General features: G+C 52.9%; 21 protein-coding genes and 1 pseudogene. 5 read left to right on the forward strand and 17 right to left on the reverse strand.

Annotated elements, in window-relative coordinates:
• Positions 1-58: 58 nt before the first annotated feature.
• From AC3I0A_RS27930 to AC3I0A_RS27965, 8 genes are all read right to left on the reverse strand, one after another.
• Positions 59-949: a transporter gene (locus tag AC3I0A_RS27930; protein ID WP_489378770.1), complete on the reverse strand. Its 891-nt coding sequence runs from the start codon at positions 947-949 to the stop codon at positions 59-61.
• A 240-nt stretch (positions 950-1,189) separates the two neighbouring features.
• Positions 1,190-1,945 (reverse strand): IS21-like element ISPre4 family helper ATPase IstB, encoded by a 756-nt coding sequence (gene istB / locus AC3I0A_RS27935; RefSeq protein ID WP_011077977.1) that lies wholly within the window; start codon positions 1,943-1,945, stop codon positions 1,190-1,192.
• Positions 1,946-1,965: 20 nt separating this feature from the next.
• Positions 1,966-3,480: an IS21-like element ISPre4 family transposase gene (istA, locus tag AC3I0A_RS27940; protein ID WP_041771204.1), complete on the reverse strand. Its 1,515-nt coding sequence runs from the start codon at positions 3,478-3,480 to the stop codon at positions 1,966-1,968.
• Between the two features lie 143 nt (positions 3,481-3,623).
• Positions 3,624-4,718: an NAD(P)-dependent alcohol dehydrogenase gene (locus tag AC3I0A_RS27945; protein ID WP_489378771.1), complete on the reverse strand. Its 1,095-nt coding sequence runs from the start codon at positions 4,716-4,718 to the stop codon at positions 3,624-3,626.
• 18 nt (positions 4,719-4,736) lie between these two features.
• Positions 4,737-6,137 (reverse strand): benzaldehyde dehydrogenase, encoded by a 1,401-nt coding sequence (locus tag AC3I0A_RS27950; RefSeq protein WP_489378828.1) that lies wholly within the window; start codon positions 6,135-6,137, stop codon positions 4,737-4,739.
• Positions 6,138-7,265: 1,128 nt separating this feature from the next.
• On the reverse strand, positions 7,266-8,438 hold the full coding sequence (locus AC3I0A_RS27955; protein WP_103463342.1) for a M20 aminoacylase family protein: 1,173 nt from the start codon (positions 8,436-8,438) through the stop codon (positions 7,266-7,268).
• Positions 8,439-8,442: 4 nt separating this feature from the next.
• On the reverse strand, positions 8,443-9,732 hold the full coding sequence (locus AC3I0A_RS27960; protein ID WP_103463341.1) for an MFS transporter: 1,290 nt from the start codon (positions 9,730-9,732) through the stop codon (positions 8,443-8,445).
• Positions 9,733-10,053: 321 nt separating this feature from the next.
• Complete coding sequence (locus AC3I0A_RS27965) at positions 10,054-10,998, reverse strand: LysR family transcriptional regulator (RefSeq protein ID WP_103463340.1); 945 nt, start codon at positions 10,996-10,998, stop codon at positions 10,054-10,056.
• Between the two features lie 316 nt (positions 10,999-11,314).
• On the opposite strand from AC3I0A_RS27965, the gene AC3I0A_RS27970 reads away from it, so the two are divergent.
• A complete protein-coding gene (locus AC3I0A_RS27970) occupies positions 11,315-11,818 on the forward strand; it encodes a cupin domain-containing protein (protein ID WP_258036631.1) in 504 nt (167 codons plus the stop codon).
• A gap of 513 nt (positions 11,819-12,331) precedes the next feature.
• On the opposite strand, the gene AC3I0A_RS27975 is transcribed toward AC3I0A_RS27970, so the two are convergent.
• Positions 12,332-13,711, reverse strand: a complete 1,380-nt coding sequence (locus tag AC3I0A_RS27975; RefSeq protein WP_172681830.1) for an MFS transporter — start codon at positions 13,709-13,711, stop codon at positions 12,332-12,334.
• Positions 13,712-13,807: 96 nt separating this feature from the next.
• On the opposite strand from AC3I0A_RS27975, the gene AC3I0A_RS27980 reads away from it, so the two are divergent.
• From AC3I0A_RS27980 to AC3I0A_RS27990, 3 genes are all read left to right on the forward strand, one after another.
• Positions 13,808-14,689, forward strand: a complete 882-nt coding sequence (locus tag AC3I0A_RS27980) for a LysR family transcriptional regulator (protein ID WP_256220680.1) — start codon at positions 13,808-13,810, stop codon at positions 14,687-14,689.
• A gap of 79 nt (positions 14,690-14,768) precedes the next feature.
• Positions 14,769-15,215 (forward strand): hypothetical protein, encoded by a 447-nt coding sequence (locus tag AC3I0A_RS27985; protein WP_053160463.1) that lies wholly within the window; start codon positions 14,769-14,771, stop codon positions 15,213-15,215.
• Between the two features lie 131 nt (positions 15,216-15,346).
• Positions 15,347-15,982, forward strand: a complete 636-nt coding sequence (locus AC3I0A_RS27990) for an alpha-ketoglutarate-dependent dioxygenase AlkB family protein (protein WP_181005344.1) — start codon at positions 15,347-15,349, stop codon at positions 15,980-15,982.
• Between the two features lie 91 nt (positions 15,983-16,073).
• On the opposite strand, the gene AC3I0A_RS27995 is transcribed toward AC3I0A_RS27990, so the two are convergent.
• The 7 genes and pseudogenes from AC3I0A_RS27995 to AC3I0A_RS28025 all read right to left on the reverse strand — a co-directional run bounded on the left by AC3I0A_RS27995 (position 16,074) and on the right by AC3I0A_RS28025 (position 22,803).
• On the reverse strand, positions 16,074-17,183 hold the full coding sequence (locus tag AC3I0A_RS27995) for an S-(hydroxymethyl)glutathione dehydrogenase/class III alcohol dehydrogenase (RefSeq protein ID WP_103463338.1): 1,110 nt from the start codon (positions 17,181-17,183) through the stop codon (positions 16,074-16,076).
• Positions 17,184-17,252: 69 nt separating this feature from the next.
• On the reverse strand, positions 17,253-17,528 hold the full coding sequence (frmR, locus tag AC3I0A_RS28000) for a formaldehyde-responsive transcriptional repressor FrmR (protein WP_103463337.1): 276 nt from the start codon (positions 17,526-17,528) through the stop codon (positions 17,253-17,255).
• Positions 17,529-18,180: 652 nt separating this feature from the next.
• Positions 18,181-18,614 (reverse strand): annotated as a pseudogene (locus AC3I0A_RS28005) (GlcG/HbpS family heme-binding protein).
• Between the two features lie 528 nt (positions 18,615-19,142).
• Positions 19,143-20,126 (reverse strand): LLM class flavin-dependent oxidoreductase, encoded by a 984-nt coding sequence (locus AC3I0A_RS28010; protein WP_103463334.1) that lies wholly within the window; start codon positions 20,124-20,126, stop codon positions 19,143-19,145.
• A 39-nt stretch (positions 20,127-20,165) separates the two neighbouring features.
• A complete protein-coding gene (locus AC3I0A_RS28015; RefSeq protein WP_053160476.1) occupies positions 20,166-20,972 on the reverse strand; it encodes a sugar phosphate isomerase/epimerase family protein in 807 nt (268 codons plus the stop codon).
• A gap of 17 nt (positions 20,973-20,989) precedes the next feature.
• Positions 20,990-21,790 (reverse strand): TIM barrel protein, encoded by an 801-nt coding sequence (locus tag AC3I0A_RS28020; protein ID WP_103463333.1) that lies wholly within the window; start codon positions 21,788-21,790, stop codon positions 20,990-20,992.
• Positions 21,787-22,803, reverse strand: coding sequence for an LLM class oxidoreductase (locus tag AC3I0A_RS28025; protein WP_258036629.1), 1,017 nt, complete (start codon positions 22,801-22,803; stop codon positions 21,787-21,789). The genes AC3I0A_RS28020 and AC3I0A_RS28025 overlap by 4 nt, the downstream gene beginning before the upstream one ends.
• 153 nt (positions 22,804-22,956) lie before the next feature.
• Between AC3I0A_RS28025 and AC3I0A_RS28030 the strand changes: the two genes are divergently transcribed.
• A complete protein-coding gene (locus tag AC3I0A_RS28030) occupies positions 22,957-23,838 on the forward strand; it encodes a LysR family transcriptional regulator (protein ID WP_053160480.1) in 882 nt (293 codons plus the stop codon).
• A gap of 219 nt (positions 23,839-24,057) precedes the next feature.
• On the opposite strand, the gene AC3I0A_RS28035 is transcribed toward AC3I0A_RS28030, so the two are convergent.
• Positions 24,058-24,690 (reverse strand): TetR/AcrR family transcriptional regulator, encoded by a 633-nt coding sequence (locus AC3I0A_RS28035; RefSeq protein WP_103463330.1) that lies wholly within the window; start codon positions 24,688-24,690, stop codon positions 24,058-24,060.
• Between the last annotated feature and the right edge of the window lie 351 nt (positions 24,691-25,041).

Raw genomic sequence — 25,041 nt, forward strand, 5'->3', positions numbered from 1 at the left:
TCGTGTTGCCAGTTCACGGTGCCCCGTGGCTAGCAACACGTCAAGGTTGCTCGGCGGCTCAAAACAATAGGAGGGCTCGCAGGTTCACACCTGTGTCTTCCTGAAACCCGCCCACCACATGGGTGTCGTGAGTTAGTTGGGCGCTTAGTTGCACTGTCTTTCCGACCATCTGTTGAAACTCCAATCGAGCTTGCTGCACTTCGGTTTTTTGCCCGTTGTAATCCCCCGAGAGGTATTGCTTACCACCCTCTGAGGCGGAGAATCCTAGGGCCAAGCGTTGGGCTGAGTTGAAGTCATAGCGAAGGTTGGTTTGTATCTGATAGGTCGGATCCTGGCGTAGTGTTTGGCTACCGCCGCCGGCATCGTCGTTAGGGCCATACACCACTGCATCAGCGTACAACTCTATCGACCAGCGGCCCGATAACGGCTCCACCCAGCCCAGTTGTAAATCCCCTTTCCAGCGATTTTCACCCAAATTGACACCTTCACGTCGGTCGTATTGACCTAAAGGGAGGTAAATGAGCGGGGTGATACCGAAGTATCTACCGCTAACTCCCGCGCTTGGTTGATTTACTAGCCAAAACGTAGCACCGATGATTGGGTCTGCAACACCACTATTGCTGCCCAGGGATTGTCCTCCGATCTTCACGTTATAGACATGGCCAAATGGCAGGAGAATCTGCGGGTCAATGGTGATTCCGCCCAGCTCAGTGAAGTGGATCAGTCGCAGTACGCTGATGTTAGATCGAAGGCTTGTAGCTTCTTTAAAGTCGGGCGAACCATCACCGTTGAATCGGTCTGCTCGCCCGAATTGTTGATACCAGGCGGCTACATTTGTGCCAGGAGGCAAAGCGGTGTAATCACCAGCGTTTACATCTACCGCTCGGGCGTTACCCGACATTAGCGCGCACAGCATTAAGCCCCAAGCGAGGCTGAAGATCTTGGTCACGAGAGGTATTCCTTTTGTTCTTGTTGTAGAGCAGGGGCCGGCGGCGGCCCCTGCTGCGAGGCTTACTTCTGGATTCGAATGATTGGCTTGAGCGTCACACCTTTTTCACTGTCTTGAGCCGCCTGATTGATCTGGTTGCGCATTCCACGCCATCCGGCCACCCAGTCCACCAACATCCGGCCACCCGTTCCACGCTCATCCGGCCAGGCAGTCGGAGCGCAGCGACGCAGGTTTGCATTGTTAGTCTGAAGTCCCTGTCGTCGTCAATTTCGTTGCGCGTCTGCGCATCGATTCGCCCTTCAGTTCGATCCGATAAGCGTTGTGCACCAGCCGGTCGAGGATCGCGTCGCCCAAGGTCGGATCGCCGATCAGTGCATGCCATTTGTCCACGGGCATCTGGCTGGTGACCAGCGTCGAGCGGTTGCCGTAGCGGTCGTCCAATAGCTCAAGCATGTCGCGCCGTTGCGGTGCGGTAAACGGCGCCAGGCCCCAGTCGTCCAGGATCAGCAAGTCGGTCTTGGCATAGCCCGCCATCAGTTTCGCGAATCGACCGTCTCCGTGGGCCAGGCCCAGTTCCTCCATCAGGCGCGGCAGACGCAAGTAGCGCACGCTGTAGCCGTCACGGCAGGCCTTGTGGGCCAGCGCGCAGGCGAGCCAGGTTTTGCCTACACCGGTCGGGCCGCCGATGATCAGGTTCAAGCCATCGCGCAGCCATTGGCCGCTGCCCAGTTGCAGGATCAGGGACTTGTCCAGGCCGCGTGGGCTGCGGTAATCGATGTCTTCCAGGCAAGCGTTGTGGCGCAGTCGTGCCAGTTTCAGCCGGCTGCTCAGACGCGTGTTTTCACGTTCGGTCAGCTCGCGGTCGATCATCAGGCCGAGGCGTTCGTCGAAGCTCAGATCATTGATATCGGGCGTGGCGTGTTGCTCGCTCAGCGCCTTGATCATGCCGTGCAGGCGCAGGGTTTGCAGCTTGTCGAGTGTCGGATTGGGCAGCATTTTGGTGCTCCTTTTTCAGGTCAGTGGTAGTAGCCAGGGCCGCGCAGGTTGATGTGTTCGTCGGGCAGTAGCGGCAGGTTTTGCTGGGACAGCGGTAGCTTTTCCAGCCCTTGGCGCAGGATCGATTCAAGGCTTTTGTAGCTGCACGCGCCCAGTGCCAGCGCTCGCTGGCAAGCGGCTTCCAGCCGCTCTTCGCCGTGCTGCTTGCTCAGGCGCAGGATGCCCAGGCAGGCGCGGAAGCCGTGCTGAGGATGGATTCGGCGCTCAAGGATGTAGGCGATAACGCCAGCGGTGTTAGGCCCGGTCTGCTCGGCCCAGCGGATCAGCCGTTGCGGTGTCCATTCGGCGTGCTCCCGGTGGCTCTTGGGCATGTGCTCGGTTTGGGTGGTGTGGCGGCCTTTGTGCAGCGAGCGCAGGTGACTGGCCACCCGCTGGTTGGCGTGGAAGCACTCGACGGTCTTAGCGGTTAGCCGCACTTCGAGTTGGTGCTTCACCAACTGGTACGGCACCGAGTAGTAATGGCCCTCGACCTCGACGTGGTAGTCGATGTGCACCCGCACCTTTTTCCATTCGGCGTAGATGTACGGATGTTCTGGTAGCGGTTGCAGTGCGGGTTGGTCGATGGTCTCAAAGGCCGAGCGGCGTGAGCCGGGCAGCTTCTTGAAGGGCTTTTGATTGAGGCGTTCGAGCAGCAGGCTGATTGCCGTGTTGAGTTCGCCCAGCGAGAAGAACTGGCGGTTGCGCAGCGCGGCGAGGATCCAGCGCTCGACGACTTGCACGCCGACTTCGACCTTGGCTTTGTCCTTGGGTTTGCGCGAGCGAGCAGGTAATACGGCGATGCCGTAATGCTCGGCGAGATCGCGGTAACTGGGGTTGATGTCGGGCTCGTAGCGATGCGCCTTGGTGACGCCGCTGCGCAGATTATCGGGCACCAGGATCTGCGATGTGCCACCGAAAAAAGCAAAACAGCGGGCGTGCGAGCCCAGCCAGTCAGGCAGCTTCTGCGACCAGGTGGCCTCGGCAAAGGTGTAGCTGGACGCGCCGAGAACGGCGACGAAGATCTGCGTTTGGCGGATCTCGCCGGTTCGCCGATCAATGACCGGTACGGTCTGGCCGGCGTAATCGACGAACAGCTTTTCGCCGGCACGGTGCTCCTGGCGCATGACCACGTCGACCTTGGCGGCCCAGAGGCGGTAGTGCTCGCAGAACCAGCTGTATTGGAAGCCTTGCGGGTGGGCGAGTCGGTATTCCTGCCAAAGCAGGGCCAGAGTTACGCCGGGGCGGCGTAACTCCCCGTGTACATGAGCCCAGTCTGGCACCGGCCTTTGATCGCTGGGAACGGTGGGCGGCGGCGGAAAAAGATGCCGTTGTAACTCGGCGTCAGTCAGCGCAGAGGGCCAGGTCAGGCCGCTGGCAGCAAAGCGATTGAGGTACTCACCGACGCTGGCTCGGCCTACTTGCAAGCTGCCAGCGACCTGGCGGGCAGATAGGCCGACCTCGAATTTGAGACGTAGCACTTCTCGAATTTTACGCATGGATAAACGCTCCACGACGACCTCTCTGCTTCGATAAAAGAGGTCGATGGTAGTGAATAATCCTGCGTTGCTGCCTGCCTTAAGGGTGGCCGGATGAGCGTGGAATGGGTGGCCGGATCATCGTGGAATCAGTGGCCGGATGTTTATGGAATAGGTGGCCGGATGGCCGTGGAATCCGCAATCTGGTCGAAGTCATAGAACTTCACCAGTTTGTCGAAAGCGAACTTCCCCTGCATGTACAGATGCACCAGTTCTGGAATGAACTTCTTCGGCACGCTGTCGCCTTCGACGATGCCACGTATGGTCTTTCCACCCAGCAGCAAATCATTTACGTCGAAGTTGGCATTTGTACCCAGCGGTGGAGCGCCGACTACGCCGAGGGCCCCACGGCTACCGAGCGCATCGACCGCCTGACGCAATACTTCGGGTCGGCCAGTGGACTCAAGCGCGAACTGCACCCCACCTCCGGTAATCTCCCGAATCGCAGCCACTGGATCTGACTCCCGGCTATTCACAACATGAGTTGCACCGAGTTCCAGAGCGAGTTCCAGTCGTGAAGGCACTACATCGACAACTATGATGGTTGAGGCTCCGGCTACCTGCGCAGCCAGCACTGCCGAAAGACCCACAGCACCACCTCCAAACGCTGCAAAGGCACTTCCAGGAGTGACTTTCAGCGAGTTAATTACCGCCCCTGCACCGGTTTGAATGCCACAGCCGAGCGGGCCGAGTAGTTCGATTGGTGCCTCTTTCGGTACCCGGATGGTGTTATTTTCACGCCCCAACGCGTACGTCGCGAAAGATGATTGCGCAAAAAAATGATCGTGCAACGCTTCGCCTTTCTCGTCCAATAGAGCATTTCGGCCATCCGGGCCTGCTCCGCTAAAATTACGTCCAAAGAAGTCTTTGCAGTAGGCTGCATGGCCGGAGTCACATGCTAAACAGTGGCCGCAATATCCATATGTCATCACGACGTGGTCGCCAACTTCCAGATTCTGCACAAGTGGGCCAACGGCCTCGATAACCCCCGAACCTTCGTGCCCAAGTACCGCTGGCAGGGGAACCGGGTAGTATTGGTCTCGCACGATCATGTCGGTGTGGCACATGCCCGTAGCAATGATGCGTACCAGTACCTCGTCACCTTCAGGTGCGCGAATACGAGCCTGCTCCAGTACGAAAGGTGCACCTTTGCCACGTGTGACGGCAGCTTGAATAGGGCGAAAGATTGTAGTTGTCATTGTTATTGTTCTCCGAGATTAAAGCGGGTACGCCGGTGCTTCGCCCTTAAGGGTTAGCCACTGCCATTGAGTAAACTCTTCCCAGTTAGCGGCACCACCAATACTGGTGCCATTACCCGACGCGCCCACGCCGCCGAATGGGTTGATGACTTCATCGTTAACTGTCTGATCGTTGATGTGCAGGAGACCGGTGCGCAGTTGCTCGCCGAGGCGCAACGCTCGTCCAGTGTCTCGGGATAGCACTGCGGCGCTTAGGCCGTATTCCGTATCGTTAGCAAGCTGGACGGCTTCTTCGTCAGTATCAAAGGGAACAACCACGGCGACGGGCGCGAAGATCTCTTCGTTGAATGCAGGGTTGCCACGCAACACACCGCTGATCACTGTCGGCTGAAAAAACAGTCCTTCTGCCGATCCACCCGTTTCTACCTTTGCCCCCGCAGCGCGTGAGGCTTCGACGATACGCAGCGCATTGTCGCGCTGGGCAGCATTGATGAGTGGGCCAAGGTGTACTTGAGCCGTTGTCGGATCACCTACAGTTAAGCTTTGAGCTTTGGCAACCAACCGTTTTAGAAAAGCGTCGTAAATACCGCGCTGAACCAAAACGCGGCCGGTTGACATGCATATTTGTCCTTGATGCAGATAAACCCCCCACGTTGCATTCGCGATCGCAAGATCTAAATCCGCATCGTCCAGAATGATCAGTGAGTTTTTGCCGCCGAGCTCGAGAGACACCTTCTTCAGGTGGCGCCCGGCAGCTTCCCCGACTTTACGGCCCGCAGCAGTGGAACCTGTAAATTGGATCATCGCTACGTTGGGTGAAGAGGTGAGTGCTACTCCGGCGTCTGCTCCACCTGGTAGGACATGGAGCACGCCTGCCGGGAGCCCAGCCAGCTCGAAAATTCGCGCAATGACATAACCACCGCACACAGCAGTGCGTGGATCTGGCTTGAGCACCACAGCATTACCTGTAGCTAACGCTGGAGCCACGGCGCGCATAGCCAGATACAGCGGGAAGTTGAATGGGGAGATAACACCAATTACGCCTAGTGGGCGGCGCCGCGCGATGCTCAGACGCCCTGCTACAGAGGGCAGAACCTCGCCCTGGCTACGGGAGGGAAGTGCGCACGCTTCGTGAAGGGATTTAATCGAGATTGACGTTTCAAAGCTCGCCTTGGGATGAGTAGAGCCGCTTTCTTTTACGATCCATTCGGCAATCTCCTCTTGATACTGCTCGGCAATGGCCGCAGCCTTTCTCATCACCTTGGCTCGATCATCGTAGGGAAGGGCGTACCAATCACGCTGGGCTATTGCAGCCTTTAACGCGCTTCGTTCTACCTGGTCAGCGCCTGCGTTTGCCAAGGCCCCCAGATGTTGCCCATTGCTTGGAGAGTTCACTGGCGTTATAGGGAGTTCACCCATTTCCCAGCTTCCCGTGAACAGTCGCTCATTCCAAACGTCATTGGGTAGCAAAGTTTTCACTTTCTATATCCTATTTTTGTTGGTGTTCACGAATACTGATTGCAGGGGGCATGCCAAGGCTCGCGGGGCACTAAATCCGCGATTGTAGATGCCAAAGTGTTCATATTCTGGACATATAAGGTGTGTGGCGCTGTCCAGATTTTGAACAAGTCATGAGCACAGGACTTGGACGTTGTCCGATGAGATGATGCAAGCTGCTGCGGTTAGTATCCGGCTGGCATGAGCGAGGTTTGGCAGGATGTGAATCAGCGCGACAGAAGATAGAGTCTGGCGTTTGTCTGAGGATGAGCTTCAGCGTCAACCTAGGCTCGCGGCTCGGATCCGACCTTCGTGCGGATTTATCGCCCACAGGAGCACGGGAAAGTACTTCATCCTGATGGTTTCATGCAGCGCTCCACTCCTGAAGTGGAGAGTTGAGGATCGGAGTTAGAACCGTGGCACATTTCCGGCAAAGCTAAGGTCTGGGATGGACTACTGCCGACCAGAGCCGCTTCTGTAGAGCCGGGATAACGTGCATTGCTACACACTACGCCCAGCCGTACTTGGGAACGGATCAGATTGGAAAGAGTGCTTCCCGATTGGGACAGCCCTAGTATTTCGTTTTAGGTGGTATTTCCTGGTCACCCGCTGATCCCTACGCTAGCTCGTCTATCCTCGACAGCCTAGTTGAAGGACGCGATAGCACAGCTGGTGCGGGAGAGATCATTCATCAAAGACAGATGAGGAGGCGCGTTTGGATAATGTCGTTGCGTCCCCAACTTCTGCGCAGCTAACCCTCAAAGTGACGGTTGACTGGTGGGCGACAACATAGGAATGGGAACCGACGGTGTATTGGGCGCCCAGGCGGGACAATCCTTGGATGTAAGTTAAAACGAAAGATGCTCCGTTTCGTCGATACGGAGCATCCTATTGGGCACCGCGCAGATTTCTCAGTCATACGTTCCGACGAGAGTCAGATGGATGATCGAACTGCATAGTTTGATTTAACGCTGTCGAAAAGCTCTACAAATGAACGCTTTTTTCGTGGGCCAATCAGGATTGCCGATTTGCCAAGCGGGTTGAATGAGCTCAGCTCAGATAACCCTCAACAATTTTGAACCAGCAATCTGAGCCCAGCTTAATCAGCTCATCGTTGAAGTCATAGTGAGGATTGTGAACTGAGCAGCCGTGGAATTCTCCTTCGCCATTCCCGAGGAAGAAGTAGCAACCAGGTACCTCAGTGAGCATCCAAGCAAAATCTTCCGTCGCCATAATTTTCTTGCCGTGAGAAAGAAGGGTGCCCGGCTCAAAGAGCGGGTGCAGAACTTGCCGCACCCGTTCGGATTCTTGCTCGCTATTAACCAGAGGAGGGGCGAGTTGCACAGTTTCAAGATCTATCTCGACACCAAATAGATGCTCATGCCCGCGGATAATCTCTTCAAGGCGTCGATTGATTTTAAGTTCCGTTTCGTGAGTGTCAGTGCGGATGCTTAGTAGCATTGAAGCGGTGTCAGGAATGATGTTGTAAACAGTACCAGCTTGAATCATGCCGATACTGATGACTGCATGTTCATCGACAGCAAGATTACGAGATTTGATCGTTTGGATGACGTTGATCAGGCTAGCTACAACGGGTAGGGGATCCACAGTACGTTCCGGCATCGCGCCATGACCACCGCGCCCTTTGATATGCAGGCTTACCTGTTGTGACGCTGCCATTGTGGGCCCGCTTTGAACTACCGCTGTACCCACAGGGATGCCTGGAAGATTGTGTAGTGCGAAGATTGCATCGCATGGAAAGCGAGTAAACAATCCGTCTTCCATCATCGACTTTGCGCCGCACAATCCCTCTTCATCCGGCTGAAAAATCAGATTGAGCGTGCCGTTGAAATCAAGCGAATGCGCAATCCGCCAGGCAGCGGCGAGTAAAATGGCGGTGTGTCCGTCATGACCACAAGCGTGCATCCTCCCTTCAATTCGACTGGCATGGTTGAAACGATTTCCCTCCTGCATAGGAAGCGCGTCCATGTCAGCACGTAAGCCAATTCGGCGTGGGCCATCCCCTCTGCGTAGTACAGCGACCACGCCATGGCCTCCGATGCCTCGATGTACTTCATAGCCCCAGGTTTCCAGCCGGCTTGCTACCAATTCCGCGGTAATTGGTGTGTCGCTACCCAGCTCTGGCGTCATATGAATGTCATGACGCAAACGCACAAAGTCTTCAAGATCTGCTTTCAAGGTGACTGATGCAAAGGTATTCATTGGGTTACTCCCGTCCAGCGTTTTCAGGATACAGCGCCAGGCAAAAAAGACTGATAACACCACCGGCGAAAAGGTATAGCGCGGGGGCTAGTGGGTTGTTCAGCACACTGGTCAGCCATGTGGCAATCAGAGGTGAGAAGCCACCAAACAACGTCACGCCGAAGCTGTAACTGACCGCGGTACCCAACGCACGTGATCGCTTGGGGAAAGCCTCCATGATCAGCGCAAAAAAAGCCCCCGAGCCTATGCACCCTGGCAAAACCAAAACGGCAATCACGCACATCGCCAGGGCCAAATTAGTGCTCAAGCTCAGTAGGTACAATCCAGGGCCAGCTAGCACTACCGGCAACGTAATAGTCCAAACGAGAAGTTTTTTTCGAAGGACGTGTCGATCTGCGAAACGTCCTGCAATAGGTGTGATCACAGCGAGACAGGCACTGGCGACACAAGCGATAGCTAGGGCACTGCGTTGCGGGTAGCCCAACGAGGCCGTCAGATAAGCCGGCATGTAGAAAATGAACAAATAAATGCTGATGGTCGCACTTGCCATTAGGCCTATGGCGAGTAGGGTGTGGCGTAGGTCGAAGTGGGTGCGCCAATGATCAGCGCCTGTTGATGATTGGGCGTCATGAGTTTCGGGTAAGCAACGTCGGATGTACCAACCCACTGGCCCGATTACAAGTCCAAGTATGAAAGGGATGCGCCAGCCCCATTGATTGAGATCATCTGCGGTCAAAACAGTGCTCAGCAGCAGACCAATTCCTGCGCCTACGAGGGCGGCATAACCCTGGCTTGCTGCTTGCCAGCTCACATTGTGACAGCGGTTAGATGTGGTGCTGGACTCCATCAAGAATACTGATGCTGTGCCAATTTCACCGCCCGCTGAGAATCCTTGGACAAGACGGCCAGTGATCAAAATTAAAGTTCCGAAGAATCCAATCTGGTGATAAGTGGGAGCGAATGCAATCATCGCTGTACCCAAAGTCATCAGTCCGATTGTGAGGCTTAACGCTGATTTACGGCCATGACGGTCAGCGAAACGCCCAATTATGACTGCACCCACTGGGCGCATAAGGAAACCGACGCCGAAGGTGGTAAGGGATAAGAGAAGCGATGCGACTTCTGATTGCGCTGGGAAGAAGTTTCGAGCGATTACAACGGCGAAAAAACTGTAAATGGTGAAATCGTACATCTCAAGTGCGTTGCCTAGAGCACATGCGATAGTGGCTTGCCTTGCCTGAGGCCTCGCCTTGCTGGCGGTGCTGGTTATGGATTGCGCTTGTAGAGTCGACATCAGCTAGGTCTCGTATTGTTATGATGTCCACTGACTATCAGGCAATTTTCTGGGCATGGCACTTGCGCTTTTTTGCACGACATAACGAATAGTTAAGTTGTGGAAATATTGAGGGCTAAGCTTGCACCCGTACGGGACTAGGATGTGCGATTACCGAACGAATGCTTGGCTTTCGAGCACACAAAGTCGTTGATTTTGGAAAAGCACAGGTTGGGCAAAGTGTCTCAAGGCTCGTTCCCCCCTTGTTTCCGCAAGAAAGCATGAGGGTTAACGAATCTGCAAGGGCTTGCGATTATTGTATATGTTCCGTCTTCGGAGAATTCATGGATCGATGGTGTTTTGTGAAGCGATGAAATGCAGAGGTTCGCTTGTGCTCAAAGCTGCCCGAATTTCATAGTAAAGATCGCGAGCCGAGGTAGTCAGCGAGTGACGGTCTGTGCAAACCTGATAAATAGGGTATTCTGGTATAGTTTCTTCTATCTCAACTTTCACCAGGTTTTCACTCAGGCCCTGGGTAAGGACGCTATTCATTCCCGCCTCGCTAAGCGTCATAAAAGCATCAGAGTGATGCAGCAAGTGAAGAGCTAGCAATACTGACGAGCATTCAGTAATTCGTTGCGGTGGATGTATCTGATTGTCTTCAAACATTTGATAGAACTGTGAAGAGTGATCATCGATAGCATCGAGGCTCACCCAGCTTGTATGCAGCAAGTGGCGGAGTGATCGGGCATTTCTCTGAGGATGATTTTTTCGGCAAACTACTAAGCCCGGCATTCGACTTAGCGCTTCCCAGTCAAGGTTGAGCCTTTGGGTGTGTTGCTGCGAGGTGATTGCAAAGTCAAGTGTTCCATCGCGCACTTGTTGGATGATTTGATGAGGGCGGAGCTCTATAAGCCTTATCTTCACGCGAGGGCTGCGTGACTGAAAAACGGCAATACTGGCGCCCAAGCCTTTTAATACGGCAGTCAAGGATGTAACGCCGATAGTTACTTCTCCTACCTGTATATCCTTGATGTTTTCAGCTTCCAATTGAAGGCGTCTCAAGCTCTCCATTGTTGACTGAGCGTGGCGAATAAGACGTTTACCTTCATCTGTAAGGGTCATGCCTTTGTGAGAACGCCGCATGAGAGAGAGGCCAAGCTCACTCTCAAGTTCCTTGATAGATCGACTGAGTGCAGGTTGGGTGACGTGAAGGGTTTGGGACGCCTCACTAATGCTGCCTGTTTGATGGACAGCGACTAATGCCCTGATCTGGTGAAATTTCACGTGCAGTCAAATCCTTACGCAGGTGAGAGAAGGCGCCCATTTCGATGGGGCGACGTGGTGCGCGCGCAGAACATTTTGAGTGGAATTGCCAAGAGAGGCAATGACCGTAACATTGGACTTGGGTAGCGTTTGTCTACCTATTGGAGAGTCAGTCCGTGTTCACCCATCCATTTGATGACGCTTTCAACGCTTGCGGTAATCTGCGTGAAGAGCACCGTTGGCGCAATTTCATTCTATGCATAGGTAATTTCGTTCAATACATCGCTTTTACGTCGGTGCAAGATAGCCGCTCACAATAAAAAAAGGCAGTCAGCCCATGAAAAAAATGCGAAGTTTCAATCCCGTCGTTTGGAGTTCAGTCGTAACCGCGCTCAAATCGACTACAGCAGTCGCGACATTAGTAATAGCCGCGACCAACAGTGCCATGGCAGGTGAACAATCAGCGCCGAGGGCCAAGGTTGTAGTAGACAGCACTGTCTCTTGGGAAGGCGTTAAATACGAACCTTACCCTTCAGGCCAGCCAAAACTCACATTACTAAAGATCACCATTCCCCCGCACACCGCGCTCCCTTGGCATCATCACCCTGTTGCAAACATTGCCTATGTCATCTCGGGGGAGCTTACTATCGAAGACAGACTGAGTAAAAAGACGCTCAAAGTAAAGTCTGGAGAGGCATTTCCTGAGTCGGTCGGAGCAAGCCATCGCGGTGTAACTGGAGAACAAGAAGTAGTTGTAATCGTAGCTTATGCCGGCATTGATGGCGTACCATTATCCGTGCCAGACAAAAACGAAAAGGCAGAATTTGAACATCTTGAATAGGTGCTAGTGATCTACGTTACGATCTAATTACTACTGCCGCAGTATTTAGCTCGTAACGTCTGGAGCAGCGGAGGGTTGGTATGCTTCAATCCTTCGATCAAGTAACTATACGCCGCGGTTAATAAGCGATCATCTAAGCGGTTAATTTTATAACCCATCTTCTCCAATACTCTCATGGATCGATACGCGTTCCTAAGTCCTATATAAGGTGAAGATATCGATATTCGTCAGCCGCGGTGCAATGCTTCAGCCTGAAGAGAGAAGTGCTGCTGAGCGAGATTGAAAAGCAAATCGGGCTGAGGTTACTGTGAGGGCGTACATATTTCATAAAACTGCCAGCCGAAGGAGTCATTAGTTGGTGCTTCTCGAAATTTTCCCGCACTCCATTGGGCAAATTTGTAACATCGGGATAATAGCTATCGACCTTAAATCTGATTTTTTCGTTTGCACCGGTTGGGTTGGCCAAAAGGCTGCGCTGTAAACTCAAGTTAATGGTTGAAAGGTTCATCGGAATTAGGTGCTGACTGGCAGTTGGGAAGTGCGGCTTACCCAATGGTTCACCGCGATGCAGAACACCAAAATTACTGCCGAGACGATCATTGCAGTCGATAACCCTTGGGAAAAAGTAACAGGTTCGGTGCTGGTAATCATGGCCCCAAACACAGCAACACCAATCACGCCTCCCAATTGTCTGGCTGATGCCATCAGTCCCGACGCCATGCCGGCGTCATTCGAAGAAACCGACGACAGCATAGAGTTGGTGATCGAGGGCACTGACGACGCACTACCGATACCTACTACCATCAAGGCGATATTCAGGTACCAGAGCGACGTCTCGGGTGTGACACGAGCCAATGCGAGAAAGCCAACTGCCTGAATCAAAAAACCGATAGTGATAATACGTTGTGCACTGACGTGCTTGGCAATCCTAGACGAGATCATGGTAGAGATCGTCAGCACCGCAGTGAGCGGTATGAATGCCAGACCGGTTCTAAATGCGTCGTAATGCAGGAACGACTGGAAGTAGATGCTAAAGACGAATACCGTGCCGTAGAAGGTGAGGTTGATGGCGGCGCCGGCCAATGCAGTGGTCGCCAAAGTTTTGTTTTGTGCCAATCGACTTGGGATCATGGGGTTCTTCACCCGGCGCTCAATCAATACGAACGCTATTGCACAAAATACGGCAATTGCCATGGTCGAGACGGTGTCAGTCACCCAGCCTTTGGAACTTGATTCGGTTAGGGCGTATGTCAACAAGGCCAGGCAAATACCTATACTGATCAGCCCTGGTATATCGACTTTCTTGTCGATACGAGGAGAGGCCGGGGCGTAATGTATGATCAGCCCGATGGCGAGAATGCCGATTGGGACATTGAGTAGAAAAACACTCCGCCAACCGAGTGACTCGATTAGCAAGCCGCCCATGACTGGCCCCGCAGCTAAAGCGATACCTCCACAAGCCCCCCACATTGCGACAGCTGATCTCCGTTTTGCAGGATCGTCAAACGACAGTCTTATCAACGTCAGGGAGGTGGGCACCAGAAGGGCAGCGCCCACACCTTGAACAATGCGCATTCCGATAAGCATGCTCATGCTGTTTGAAAAACCGCAGCCTATGGACGCAATGGTAAACAGCGCAAATCCCGATGCAAACACCGTTTTGGCGCCGAATCTGTCCCCCCACGCGCCCCCAAGAATCAGCAGTGCCGAGAACGCTAGTGCGTAGCTATTGATGACCCATTGCAGACCGGTCAGGTTTGTATCAAATGCGGTTTTTAAAGCACCTAAGCCGACATTGACAACGCTGACATCGAGTTGAACGACTAGAAAACCTAGGCAAGCCGCGGTCTGGATCGCGGCTAAGGATTTAGTTCTGGGCACATTGTTGGACATAATTCGGGGTCGCAGTGTTATATCGATGACTAAACGGTAACGGTTGACAAGTCATGCGTAAATATTAAAATACGCATACATTCAATGCGTAAATGCATGGCTATGGACTGGGAAGATCTGCGATTCTTTTTATCTGTTGCAACGACAGGCAGTCTCACGGGGGCCGCTCGTGCGCTTAATGTCAATCAAGCCACGGTAAGCCGTCGCCTGGCCGCGTTGGAGGCTCAACTAAATGTACGTTTGGTTGATCGACTCACGCGTGAGTCGCGCCTAACTGCTATAGGCCAGCAGATATTGCAGGACGTTTTGGACATTGAAGCAAAGGCTTTCGCCATAGAGCGCAAGTGCTCATCGTCCAAAGCTGCTGTGAGGTCGAAGGTGACGATCACTGCGCCTCCCATTCTAGCTAGGCACTTTCTAACCCCAAACTTGGTTACGCTGACCACAATGTCTCCAATGGTGCAGCTTTCAATTCTCAGTGAACCACACTTCGCATCCCTGTCGCGTATGGAGGCAGACTTAGCGTTGCGTCTTTCGCCACCTATTGAAGATACGGATATTGTCAAAAAGGTCGGCCTGATGCAGTTTTCGCTTTATGCGAAGAATGACTATCCATATGCGCTGGATGAGGAAAGATGGGAATTTGTAGGCTATACCGAGCGGCAAGGCGACTTTGCGCATAAGCGTTGGCTATACGAAATAATAGGTTCGAAGCGGGTTGCCTGCGAGGTCACTGATTTGAGTCACCAATACGAAGCGGCGTGCACTGGAATCGGCGTTGCAGGCCTTCCGTGCTTTATTGGTGATCGTGACGATCGGTTGATAAAGCTCGAGAATAATCTTCCCATGCTCAATCTCGATATTTGGATCGCCATGCACCCTGACCGTCGCAACGACACGGTGGTGCGCAAGACCGCAGATGCAATTTTTCAGTTGCTTGAGCCGTTTGGCCTGGGGTTGGCCTCAAATAGTAGGTGAGACTAGGCTATTCGGACTTGAGCCCGGCTCGACCTGTCATGCCCTGAGCGCGTTCCCCAGCCTGCCATGATTGATTCAAATGATTAGTGACAGTGACGCTAAACAGGCTCAGGCGCAACTTCCGATGGCAGCTACACGCCGATGGTCAGTAGCCGTTATTAACCCCTATCAGTGGAGCCTGCCAATTGGCGAGGGTTGGGCGGCCGCGAATACCCTGTTTTTTCTCATCGTAGCTCGGAACGCCTGGCGATTTGCTCACAATCCACCCGCGTTACCGGAAAGCATGAGTCTTCTCATGAAGCGTGGGGCTGTAGTAGGTCACCTTCTGCTTAACGGCATTGCGTTGCTCATGCTCCCGATTTCAGGATGGTATTGGAGCACGGTGGCGGACAAGCCAATACTCGTGGCGGGCATCTTCATGTTGGCTCCGCTGGTTGATCCAAACCCCGAGCTCAACCACCTCGCAAAAATGTTCACACCTGAACGGCTTGGGCTTGTGGTGCGTTGGGAGGTGGACATATGTTGATTGCGCTCAAAAATCATTTGTTCGATAAGGATGACGTATTGGCGGGAATGCTTCCACAGCGCTTAAAATGGTCTCCTCTGCATATTAGTTAAAACTGAAGTCAAGTTGTTCTTCTCGGGCGGATACATCAAATGTGGTTCTCACCAAATACTGACCTGTTCAGCGATCAGGCGCATCTTCTGAACATGCTTCCAAAGGACGGAGTACTCAATGATTACGGTCGAGTAATGGCCGTCGATGAGGCCGATAGCCATTTCAACGAGTTAATGATGGCTGCTGCCTGGCAGCCTGACTCGGCTTTATTGAATGGTGAGTTGGTCAGGACGGCTCGGGAGGTTGCTTGGTATGCTGACAGGCCGTTTCGATACGTCCATTCAGGAATAGAGCGCCAAGCAATTCGCTGGCAAGGAAGCAGTTTGCTGCAGTTGAAACGCAGAATGGAGGAGCTTACCGGTCAGCGTTACAACTCTTGTTTGCTCAACCTCTACCATAATGGATCTCAAGGAATAGGATGGCACGCTGACGTTGAAGCTTCCGAGCCAAATGACGTCATTGCATCTCTCAGTCTCGGGGCTGCACGTAAGTTTGCGCTCAAGCATAAGGCGACCGGGGAGCTCCGTGAGCTCACATTGGAGCATGGTCAGGTTATCGTGATGCGTGGCGAGACCCAGCGTCACTGGCTGCATTCATTGTTGAAGACAAAGCAATCTGTAGGCTCACGAATCAGCCTGACGTTTCGATGCTTTCCTGAGCAATGGCGCGCCTAGCTAGTTTCGTTGTCATTTCGCTCACGATCTAACTCCGAGGCTGCTTGGAGGATACGAACAGCTCTCCAGGGCTTTCGCCCTGGGCAGCCGGTCAGTATTTGATAACAGTGCGAATCGATTTGCCTTCGTGCATCAGGTCGAATGCTTCGTTGATTCGCTCGAGCGGCATGGTGTGGGTAACGAAAGGTGCCAGCTCGATCTCACCTTTCATTGAGTCCTCAACCATCTTAGGCAGTTGGCTACGACCTTTGACGCCGCCGAAGGCGGAGCCTTTCCAAGTGCGGCCAGTGACCAACTGGAAAGGGCGGGTAGAAATTTCCTGGCCAGCACCGGCAACACCGATGACGATCGATTGACCCCAGCCGCGATGGGCACACTCGAGCGCGGCACGCATCACGTGAACGTTACCGATGCACTCGAAAGAGTGATCGACGCCCCAGCCGGTCATTTCAATGATGACTTGTTGAATTGGCTGCTCATGATCCTTTGGATTGACGCAGTCAGTGGCGCCGAACTGGCGAGCCAATTCAAACTTTGCAGGGTTGGTGTCGATGGCGATGATCCGACCCGCTTTGGCTTGACGCGCGCCTTGGATAGCGGCCAATCCGATGCCACCCAGGCCGAATACAGCCACGGTGTCGCCCAGCTGAACCTTGGCGGTGTTATGCACGGCGCCGATACCGGTTGTTACTCCGCAGCCCAGCAGGCAAACGTGCTCAGGGTTAGCGTCCGGATTGATCTTGGCGACGGATACTTCCGCAACTACGGTGTATTCACTGAAGGTCGAGCAACCCATGTAGTGATACAGCGGCTGTCCGTTGTACGAGAATCGGGTGGTGCCATCTGGCATCAGACCTTTACCTTGAGTAGCGCGTACGGCAGTACACAGGTTGGTTTTGCCTGATTTGCAGAACAAGCATTCGCCACATTCTGCAGTGTACAACGGGATAACGTGATCGCCTGGCTTCACGCTCGTTACACCTTCGCCGACTTCGACGACGATACCGGCACCTTCGTGGCCGAGCACAACAGGAAACAAGCCTTCAGGATCATCACCAGAAAGGGTAAAGGCATCCGTGTGGCATACGCCCGTATCCGTGATTTTGATCAGCACTTCGCCAGCGCGAGGCGGCTCTACGTCGATCTCAACGATTTGTAGGGGTTTACCTGCTTCGAATGCAACTGCAGCACGAGATTTCATAGGGTTGTCTCCGTTGGATATTACTCAAAAGATCCGGGGTTGCCTTCGCGGTGTCGGTGTTGAAAAGGGTTACTTCAGGTATGTGCGTACCAGAGTAATGACCTCATCAATCGAAGACCGCTGAGCCTCGGTCGTATCTACTAGATTCGAAAACTCTTCCCTAAGATGACCTTCCAATACTCCTGCCATCAATCCATTTACTGCACCACGCATCGCAGCGATTTGCTGCAAAACGGGCCCGCATTCAGCCCCTTGTTCGAGCGCTGCTTCCAATGCGTCCAGTTGACCTCTTACTCGTCGAACACGTGCCAGAACGCGTTTCTTTTCTTCAGGTGAATGGGGCATTTTTCTCTCCAGTGATGTGCTACACGAAAGTGTATACGGGTACTGGTGGGGGGTATATCCATGTACTGGGGGGGAGTATATGAAAATACTGGTAGGGAGTATATTCATTTTTCCGCAACGAGATTTCACCTATGAGCCGCTTCGTCATTTCATTCCTGACTTAAGAGGTGTCATGCCGTGCCTATGATTCCTTAGGACGAGATGATGGCGGTGGGCGGATTCAGAACGTAGCGCCAGCTGGAATGAGCGTAGGCGTGAAGGTGGGAGTACAACAATGCACATTTTGTTTTCAAGCTCGCGCTGTTTTGTTTCTAATCAACTGGATCTAGAAAGTTGCGTACATAGGGGACGACTAAGTGACGGGACTCTGCAGATGTGGATCTCCGGCATGCGCGGGTTTCACAACCCATGAGGAGGCGAGGATGGGAAAGTAGAAATGACCTGGCTAAACGCGTGTATGGCCGGGGCTTGGAATTGGCGCCATGTCAAGTTCCTTGACGCCATTTCGTTTGCCCCTCGAGCGAAATTAGGGCTGTCCTCGTGTATCCGTCGATCATTTCGCCGAAGGCCAAAGATGTTGCGATATTTAATCGGCTCTCGTTAGATCTGCTGCCGCTTTCTCCGCTATGGCACCATCGTCGGAAGACTGACCTCATGCCACATCTACAGCGTCCACCAAAACACCTGCAATTCTTACAGGTACTCCGCCTTCCATTGGCAGTGTGCCCGGTAGGGTCTGAAAGCCTGGATGGCCTTGAACAATCTGCTGTTCCAGTATTTTCGTCGTTACTCCGTAACTAGCTGCAGAACGAGCCTTCATGATGGAGGCCTCATGCCGCTGGGAGCGCCGTCTGCGCGTTCCAAGTAGATCAAGTTTCCTCCACCGTCGACGACGCTAATGACGTAAGGCGCATGTTGTGCATCGGACGGCTGTACAACGGATGCTATGGCAGATTGCGCTGCCTCTAGCGTTATTATCGGTTTGCTTGGGGGTGTTGCCAGAGAAAAGGTCGAGTAAACCCTGATAGGGCGACGACTGTTTGGAGAGATTTCAATTCCATGGAGTGCTGAGCCCCAACGGCTAATTTGCCTGCATTCTCCAGAGCTTCAGGTACGGTGCTGGTTAATAATTGGGACAGTATTTTCGAAAAAACTGATGGTTTGAAACCCAATGAATAAGGTCAATTAACGCTAATTTGAGCCGTCATGAGCATTTTGAAGTGTTGTATTGACGCTTCGCTTCTTCTGACAAAAATAGCGTTACCTACCTTTTGAAACTCGAGTAAACCGGAGCTGCGCAGCAGACCCACATGTTTGGACACAGTCGACGGTGACAGCTCACATCGCTCAATTATTTGCCCTAAGCAGACCCCAAGCTCCTGACCATATTCTTGGTCAGGAAAATTCAACTGAGGGCTTTTCAACCATTCCAGGATATTGCGTCTTACAGGATGAGCCACTGCGCGTATGGATGAGTCGAGTCCCATTGTATTTAGTGCTGATTTGCCAGCCGAGACGGCCGATCGTACTGACATAAATCGATCTCCTTGGCAGGGGCGTGAGTTGGAGGACGGTGCGCAACTCGAGTTGAAGGTCGGCTCGTCCCCCAGCGCTTCAATCAAGCAGATCTGCGATGGACTCGGCAGCAATCTGATATGAGCGGCACCGTGCCTGCGGATCGTAAATCCGTGCATCGATGATCACTTCATCTGCTTTTGTGGTTGAAATGAATTCCCGAAGCCAACTGCCAACGTCATCCTTATCTCCCACTGCAGAACAGGCCATTGCCTCTGCCAAAGTGTGATGATCCCGCTGCGACATCTTCTCTGCAAAGCCTTCTTCGGGAACAGGCAGAGGCCCAGGTCTTCCGGAGTAAAGGTTGCAAACCCATTTACGATGGGAACTGGCGATGTATTCAGCTTCGGCACGTGTAGGTGCAGCGACCACATTTGCGCCCGCAATGACGTAAGGCTCCTTCAGCACTGCTGATGGGCGGAAGGTTGCCCTGTAGTGATTCACCGCCTCTAATAGAAACCGTGGTGCAAAGTGAGAGGCGAATGCGTAGGGCAGGCCTAGCTTTGCCGCCAGGTCAGCACTGTGCGGGCTGGAGCCAAGCAACCAAAGTGGGAGACTGTGATTACCTGGTATGGCTCGTACAGGTTGGTTCCCATTGTCAGCTAGGTAATCGGTCAGTTGCTTGATGTCACGTTGGAAGTCACGCTCAGAGGCGTCACCGCGTAACGCCCTAATAGCGGGCCCTGCAGATCCTGGTGCTCGTTTGATGCCCAAGTCTATTCGGTTGGGAAACAAGGTATCCAGGGTGCCGAAGTGCTCTGCCACAACGAGTGGTGAGTGGTTCGGCATCATGATGCCGCCAGCACCGACGCGCAGCGTGCTGGTCGCCGCGGCCAAGTGTTGAATCAGCAGTGTGGTCGCAGACGATGCAATGCCGGGCAAGTCATGGTGTTCGGCGATCCAGTAGCGTTTGTATCCGTGTTGCTCGACATGTTTTGCCAAGGTTGCCGCGTCATTGAGAGTGTCCGCGAATGTTTTGCCTTCACCGACCATCATCAGATCAAGGACAGAGAGCGCTGTCATGGAGAAATTCCTGAGTAAATTCTTTCGGTAGGGCAGGGGCTATTTCAACGGAAAGTCAGCCCATGTCGGATGCCGTTCGAGGCGTTGGTCAATATCGCGTAGCGTCGTCAAGCAGCGCTCCAGTTTTAGGTAGATGTCTCCGCCGTAATCCCATCCAAGCACGCCAATGCTTCCGCTATATCCAACACGATTGAGCGCTGCGATGAGTGCAAAGTTGTCCAGCTCCCCCTTGTCAACGGGTTCCATAGTCGCGACTCCACCCCAACCTAATTGCGACAGGGCACTGCCAGATGTAACCACCTGCATCAACCAGGGCTTCATCGCTTGCAACGTTTCTTCCAGCTTCCCTTCCTGACTGGCGTACCAGTGATACCCGTTGAACGAAGCACCTAGGCACGAATGATTGAACAGCTCGCAAATCTGCACGACTTGCGTGGTGGTCTGCGTGACATGGTGTAGATGCGGGTAGAGGGCGACTTTGAGACCTCTGCGTTCTGCGATCGGCAATAAAGATTCGATGACTCGCAGAATCGCAGGTACGCCATTAACAGAGGTCTGTATGGCGAGCTCGATGAGTTCTACGCCCTCCACTGACTCCATGATCCGGCGCACAAGATCATCATTGCGCCCTTCATGAAGAACCAGATACAGCGCCTCTACTTTGAGGCCGTGGTTGGCTTTGACGCTGGGCAGCAAAGTCAAGTCGGTGTAAGGGGTACCGCCCCAGGCCGCGACGGTGATTCCGTCATAACCCAGCTCAGCCAACATTTCACATTGTGTTTGAAATGCGTAGATACCCATTGACGAGTAAAAGAAGGAATCAAGCGCATGAATGGCGTGTGTCATGTAATTACGTTCCGCGTTTAGTAGGGCAGCTCAGTCAAAACAGCCCATTCGGGGTGAGCAGCCAATCGTTGCTCCATCGAGCGGAAAGCGTTCATCGAACGACGTAGATTGCCGTATACATCTCCCCCCATGCTTTCCCAGCCAAGAACGCCAACCCGGCCATCGAAACCGCGCCTCTCGAGCGAACCCATCAACACGAAATTATCCATTTCGCCTTCGTCCAGGGGTTCAATAGTTGCCAAGCCGCCCCAGCCCAGCGGCGAGCGCCTTGAGCCCGCGATGTTGACCTGTTTGAGCCATGGCCAAACGGCGTCAAGACGTTGTTCGAGAGCTTTTTCCTGATTGGCGTACCAGTGGTAGCCGTTAAAAACAATGTTTAGTCGCGAGTGCTTGAATTCCTCGCACAAAGCCACTGCCTGCGAAGTAGTTTGCATACCGTACCGAGCGTGCGGATATAGGGCGATCTCCAGCCCACGGCGCTCACAAATGGGGAGCAAGCGCTCCAGCATTCTTCGGTCTAGATCTGTAACTTCATCGCCAGAATGCAACGCCAACTCTATAGTCGTACAACCTTCAATCGTTTCGAAGATGTTCGTTACGAACGACTCCAGACCTTCCCTGTAGATCAGGTAGACCGCACCGACATCCAGGCCCCACTTCGGTTTGATAAGCGGAATTGATTTCAGATCTTTACTCCAAGCGGACATAGTCAGACCCTGGTATCCGGTTTCTACGAGCATCTCGCACTGAGCCGCAAGCGGGTATGTACCGATAGCCGTCTGAAAAATGAAGTCCATGTGGTGAAGTGGGTGTTTCATCGTTGCGTCTCGGCCAATGTTTTAGTGATGGGTAACGACAAGCTCGGGAAGTGAGGCAAAACGTATTCAGCCAACTCATCGATTACTTCAGAGGCATGCCGGCGCTGTGGTTTGAAGTGCAAGGCGACGTGTCCAACACCTTCTTCCTGTTGTCGCTTCCAAAGCTCAATCAGTGTGTTCCGTCCTGCACGAAGAACTCGTCCTGGCTGGATGGGAAAATTGGGATCGCGTTCCAGCTCGAATAGAGTGCCGTAGCCGTAGGGCTTGTAGCCGTTGGTGCCACACGCGGCGCGCCAGCGCTGAATGATCTGGGGAATTGATGCGGGGTTTGCGGTATACGAAAGAATGCCGTCAGTGTTGGCGGCGATCCACTCCAGTGACTGCCCCGAGTGTCCGATCACAACTGTAGGTAAGCGTGCCCCGACCGGCTTGGGAACTAAATCCAGTGCACCGTTCAGTTGGCCATGAAACAGCGAGCAATGCATGGCCCAACGCTGTTCCGTTGCGGCGCGAATGACGGCCAGCGAATCGCGGAATCGATCGGCACGAGTGTCAAAATCTATGCCGAATGCCGGGTACTCAATAGGGCGGTCACCCGTTGCAAGCCCAAGAATAAATCGACCTCCTAGCAACTGATCAATGCTGGCGGCCTGTTTTGCAACAATCAGCGGATCACGTAATGGAAGAACGATGCCGGCCGTTCCTATCGTAATTCTCCCTGTTACGGCAGCTAGATATCCGGCGTACACAAGCGGATCCAGAATTTGACCTACGTCCCCGAAATTTGGGTCATAGAAAGGAACATCACGCAGCCATATTGAGGAGAATCCCGCGTCATCGACCTTCTGTGCCATCTCGACATGGTCTTCGAGAGTGGGCCCGGGACTATCAGGGTAGCTTTCTAATGGTGCGATGAAGCCAAAGGTGAGGTGGCCTGGTTGGAACACACGGGCATAGCCTGGGTGACTTATGAGCTCATCAGGCAATGCGGGAGGTGAGGGCATGACTGTCATTTGGCTTAGTCTCGATTGAGAGATGCTTGTTGCATCTGTGCTTGGCCGTGTAAAGGTGCTGATGGCGCCGACTATAAGCTGGAACCATCAGATGAAAAATAGGATAGAATTCCGAACATTTAGGAATTAAATGCTTAAATAGGAGGTTGGGATATGGATCACTTCGGCGCACTTGGCGCTTTCGTCCGAGCCGCAGAAACTCGCAGTTTCACGGAGGCGGGGAGAAGGCTGGGCGTTTCATCCTCCGCGGTTGGCAAAGCAGTCGCGCGTCTAGAAGAAGAGTTAGGCGTGAGGCTGTTTCATCGATCTACCCGCGCAATAACACTCACCGCGGAAGGAGAGTCGTTCCTTGAGCGATGTAATCGAATTTTTTCCGAGTTCGAGGTTGCCAAGAGTGAACTCACTCAAGCTTCAGGCAAGCCGCAGGGAAAATTGCGGCTAGGACTGCCGCAGCTTGGCACCAGGCTAATGCCTCACCTGATCGCCTTTCAGCAGACCTATCCAGAAGTCGAATTGGAGCTCGAGTTCAGCGACCGTTTGGTGAACGTCATTGAAGAGGGCTTTGACGCGGTAATGCGCATCGGTGAGCTAGTGGACTCTCGCTTGGTGATGCGAAAACTCCACGGTTATAGCCATCGTTTGGTGGCGTCGCCAGAATATCTTGCCTTGCGTGGTACTCCATCCCGACCAAGCGACCTCAGCAGTCATTCTTGCCTACGCTATCGATATCCCTCTACCGGAAAGCTGGATCCTTGGCCGCTGGTATCCCGAGGACAAATGCTCAATGTCGACTTGCCTAATACAGCCGCAGCTAACGCTATCGATCCGTTGCTTTCCATGGCGGAAGCGGGATGCGGCATTGCCTGTCTTCCAGATTTCTACGTGGAAAATCTCATTGCTGATGGGCGGCTGGTACCAGTGCTCGAACGATATGTTAAAGACCATCGCACCTTTTGCATCTTGTGGCCGTCAAGCCGTCAACCCCTACCTAAAATCAAGGCGTTTGTGGAATTCATGACTTCACGTCTTGCGTGAACAGATTTGCGCTTGATTTGGCATGAAATGGTGTCGCTTGTTGCGACAAATTAGAGAACCCAAGGACAAACTTCCACGTCGCTTTCACATTGGGCATATTTCACACAACGGATTCAAGAGGCCTAACGGATGGCTCAAAAGCCTGTTTTATTAGGTAAGACTTAAATCGATTCTAATGTTTCACTTTCGTGGACTGCTGCATCTTTTCCACAGTGGCGCTTAATGGCTGGTGATGGCGGAAGCGATTTTCTCTTTCAATAAAGTGGTCAGTAGCGTTGTTGCACTGGCACGGATAGCTGAAAAGAGAAACGTGGGGTTTTTTGAAACATTTAGTTGTTGAGCAAAAAAATACCCATCCATTAACTCTGTTAGAGTTCTAGCGGCCTCAGTTAGCAGGGGCTCGGCCGACAGATCAATATTAAACTCCGTCGCTAGACTTTGCGCGATAATGCTATTTTCTATGTTAATAAGCCTTTGGATTTCAGAACGTTGTGACGGGTTAAAGCTGGATAACTCCCGCATGGCAAGGGCTATGCCGAGCTTGCCATTGGAGGAATGAGTGATAAATCCTTGAGTGATGGCATCCAGCGCTGATGATCCGTTATTTACTGAGTGCGAGATTTCTTGCGTGAGTAAATGAATCCGTTGATTAAAGCTTTCATCAGTCAGTGTAAATAGCAGATCCTGCTTGCTGTCGATATGGTTGTAGATTGCGCCAGGGCTAAGATTTATCTCTTTTGCAAGGTCTCTCAAGCTAACTGCGTGATAGCCGATAGAGGAAAACAGGTCAGCCGCCGCCGTTTTCAAAGTGCACAGCTTTTGGTTGGTTTGTTCTTTGCTCAAAACACGCATCTATTATGGTTCCGTTCAGGATCGCTTTGAAAAGGGCAATGCCATGAGGCGATTTCCATCGTAAAAATCATACTCATACGGGGTGTGTGGCTTACTAATTTGCTACGAACTTTTGCTGCAGGCGACTCGCATCGCATCGCATCCGATTGGGCACTCTAAAAAACTACATTTGCATGTTCATTCCTAATCCTTCGAGTCCCGTCAGAACTTGACTGTTTTTTGGTTTGCAGGTCATAGGTGTCTTTTGCATTAAATTACCTGCTAGGTGGGAGTAGGACTATTGATTGGCGTGCATAATCCGGTTCCATATGGAGTTCGTCCATATGAGCGTTAGGATTTTTCCTCCCTACA

The sequence above is a fragment of the Pseudomonas sp. KH_024_B2 genome (genome assembly GCF_057839965.1).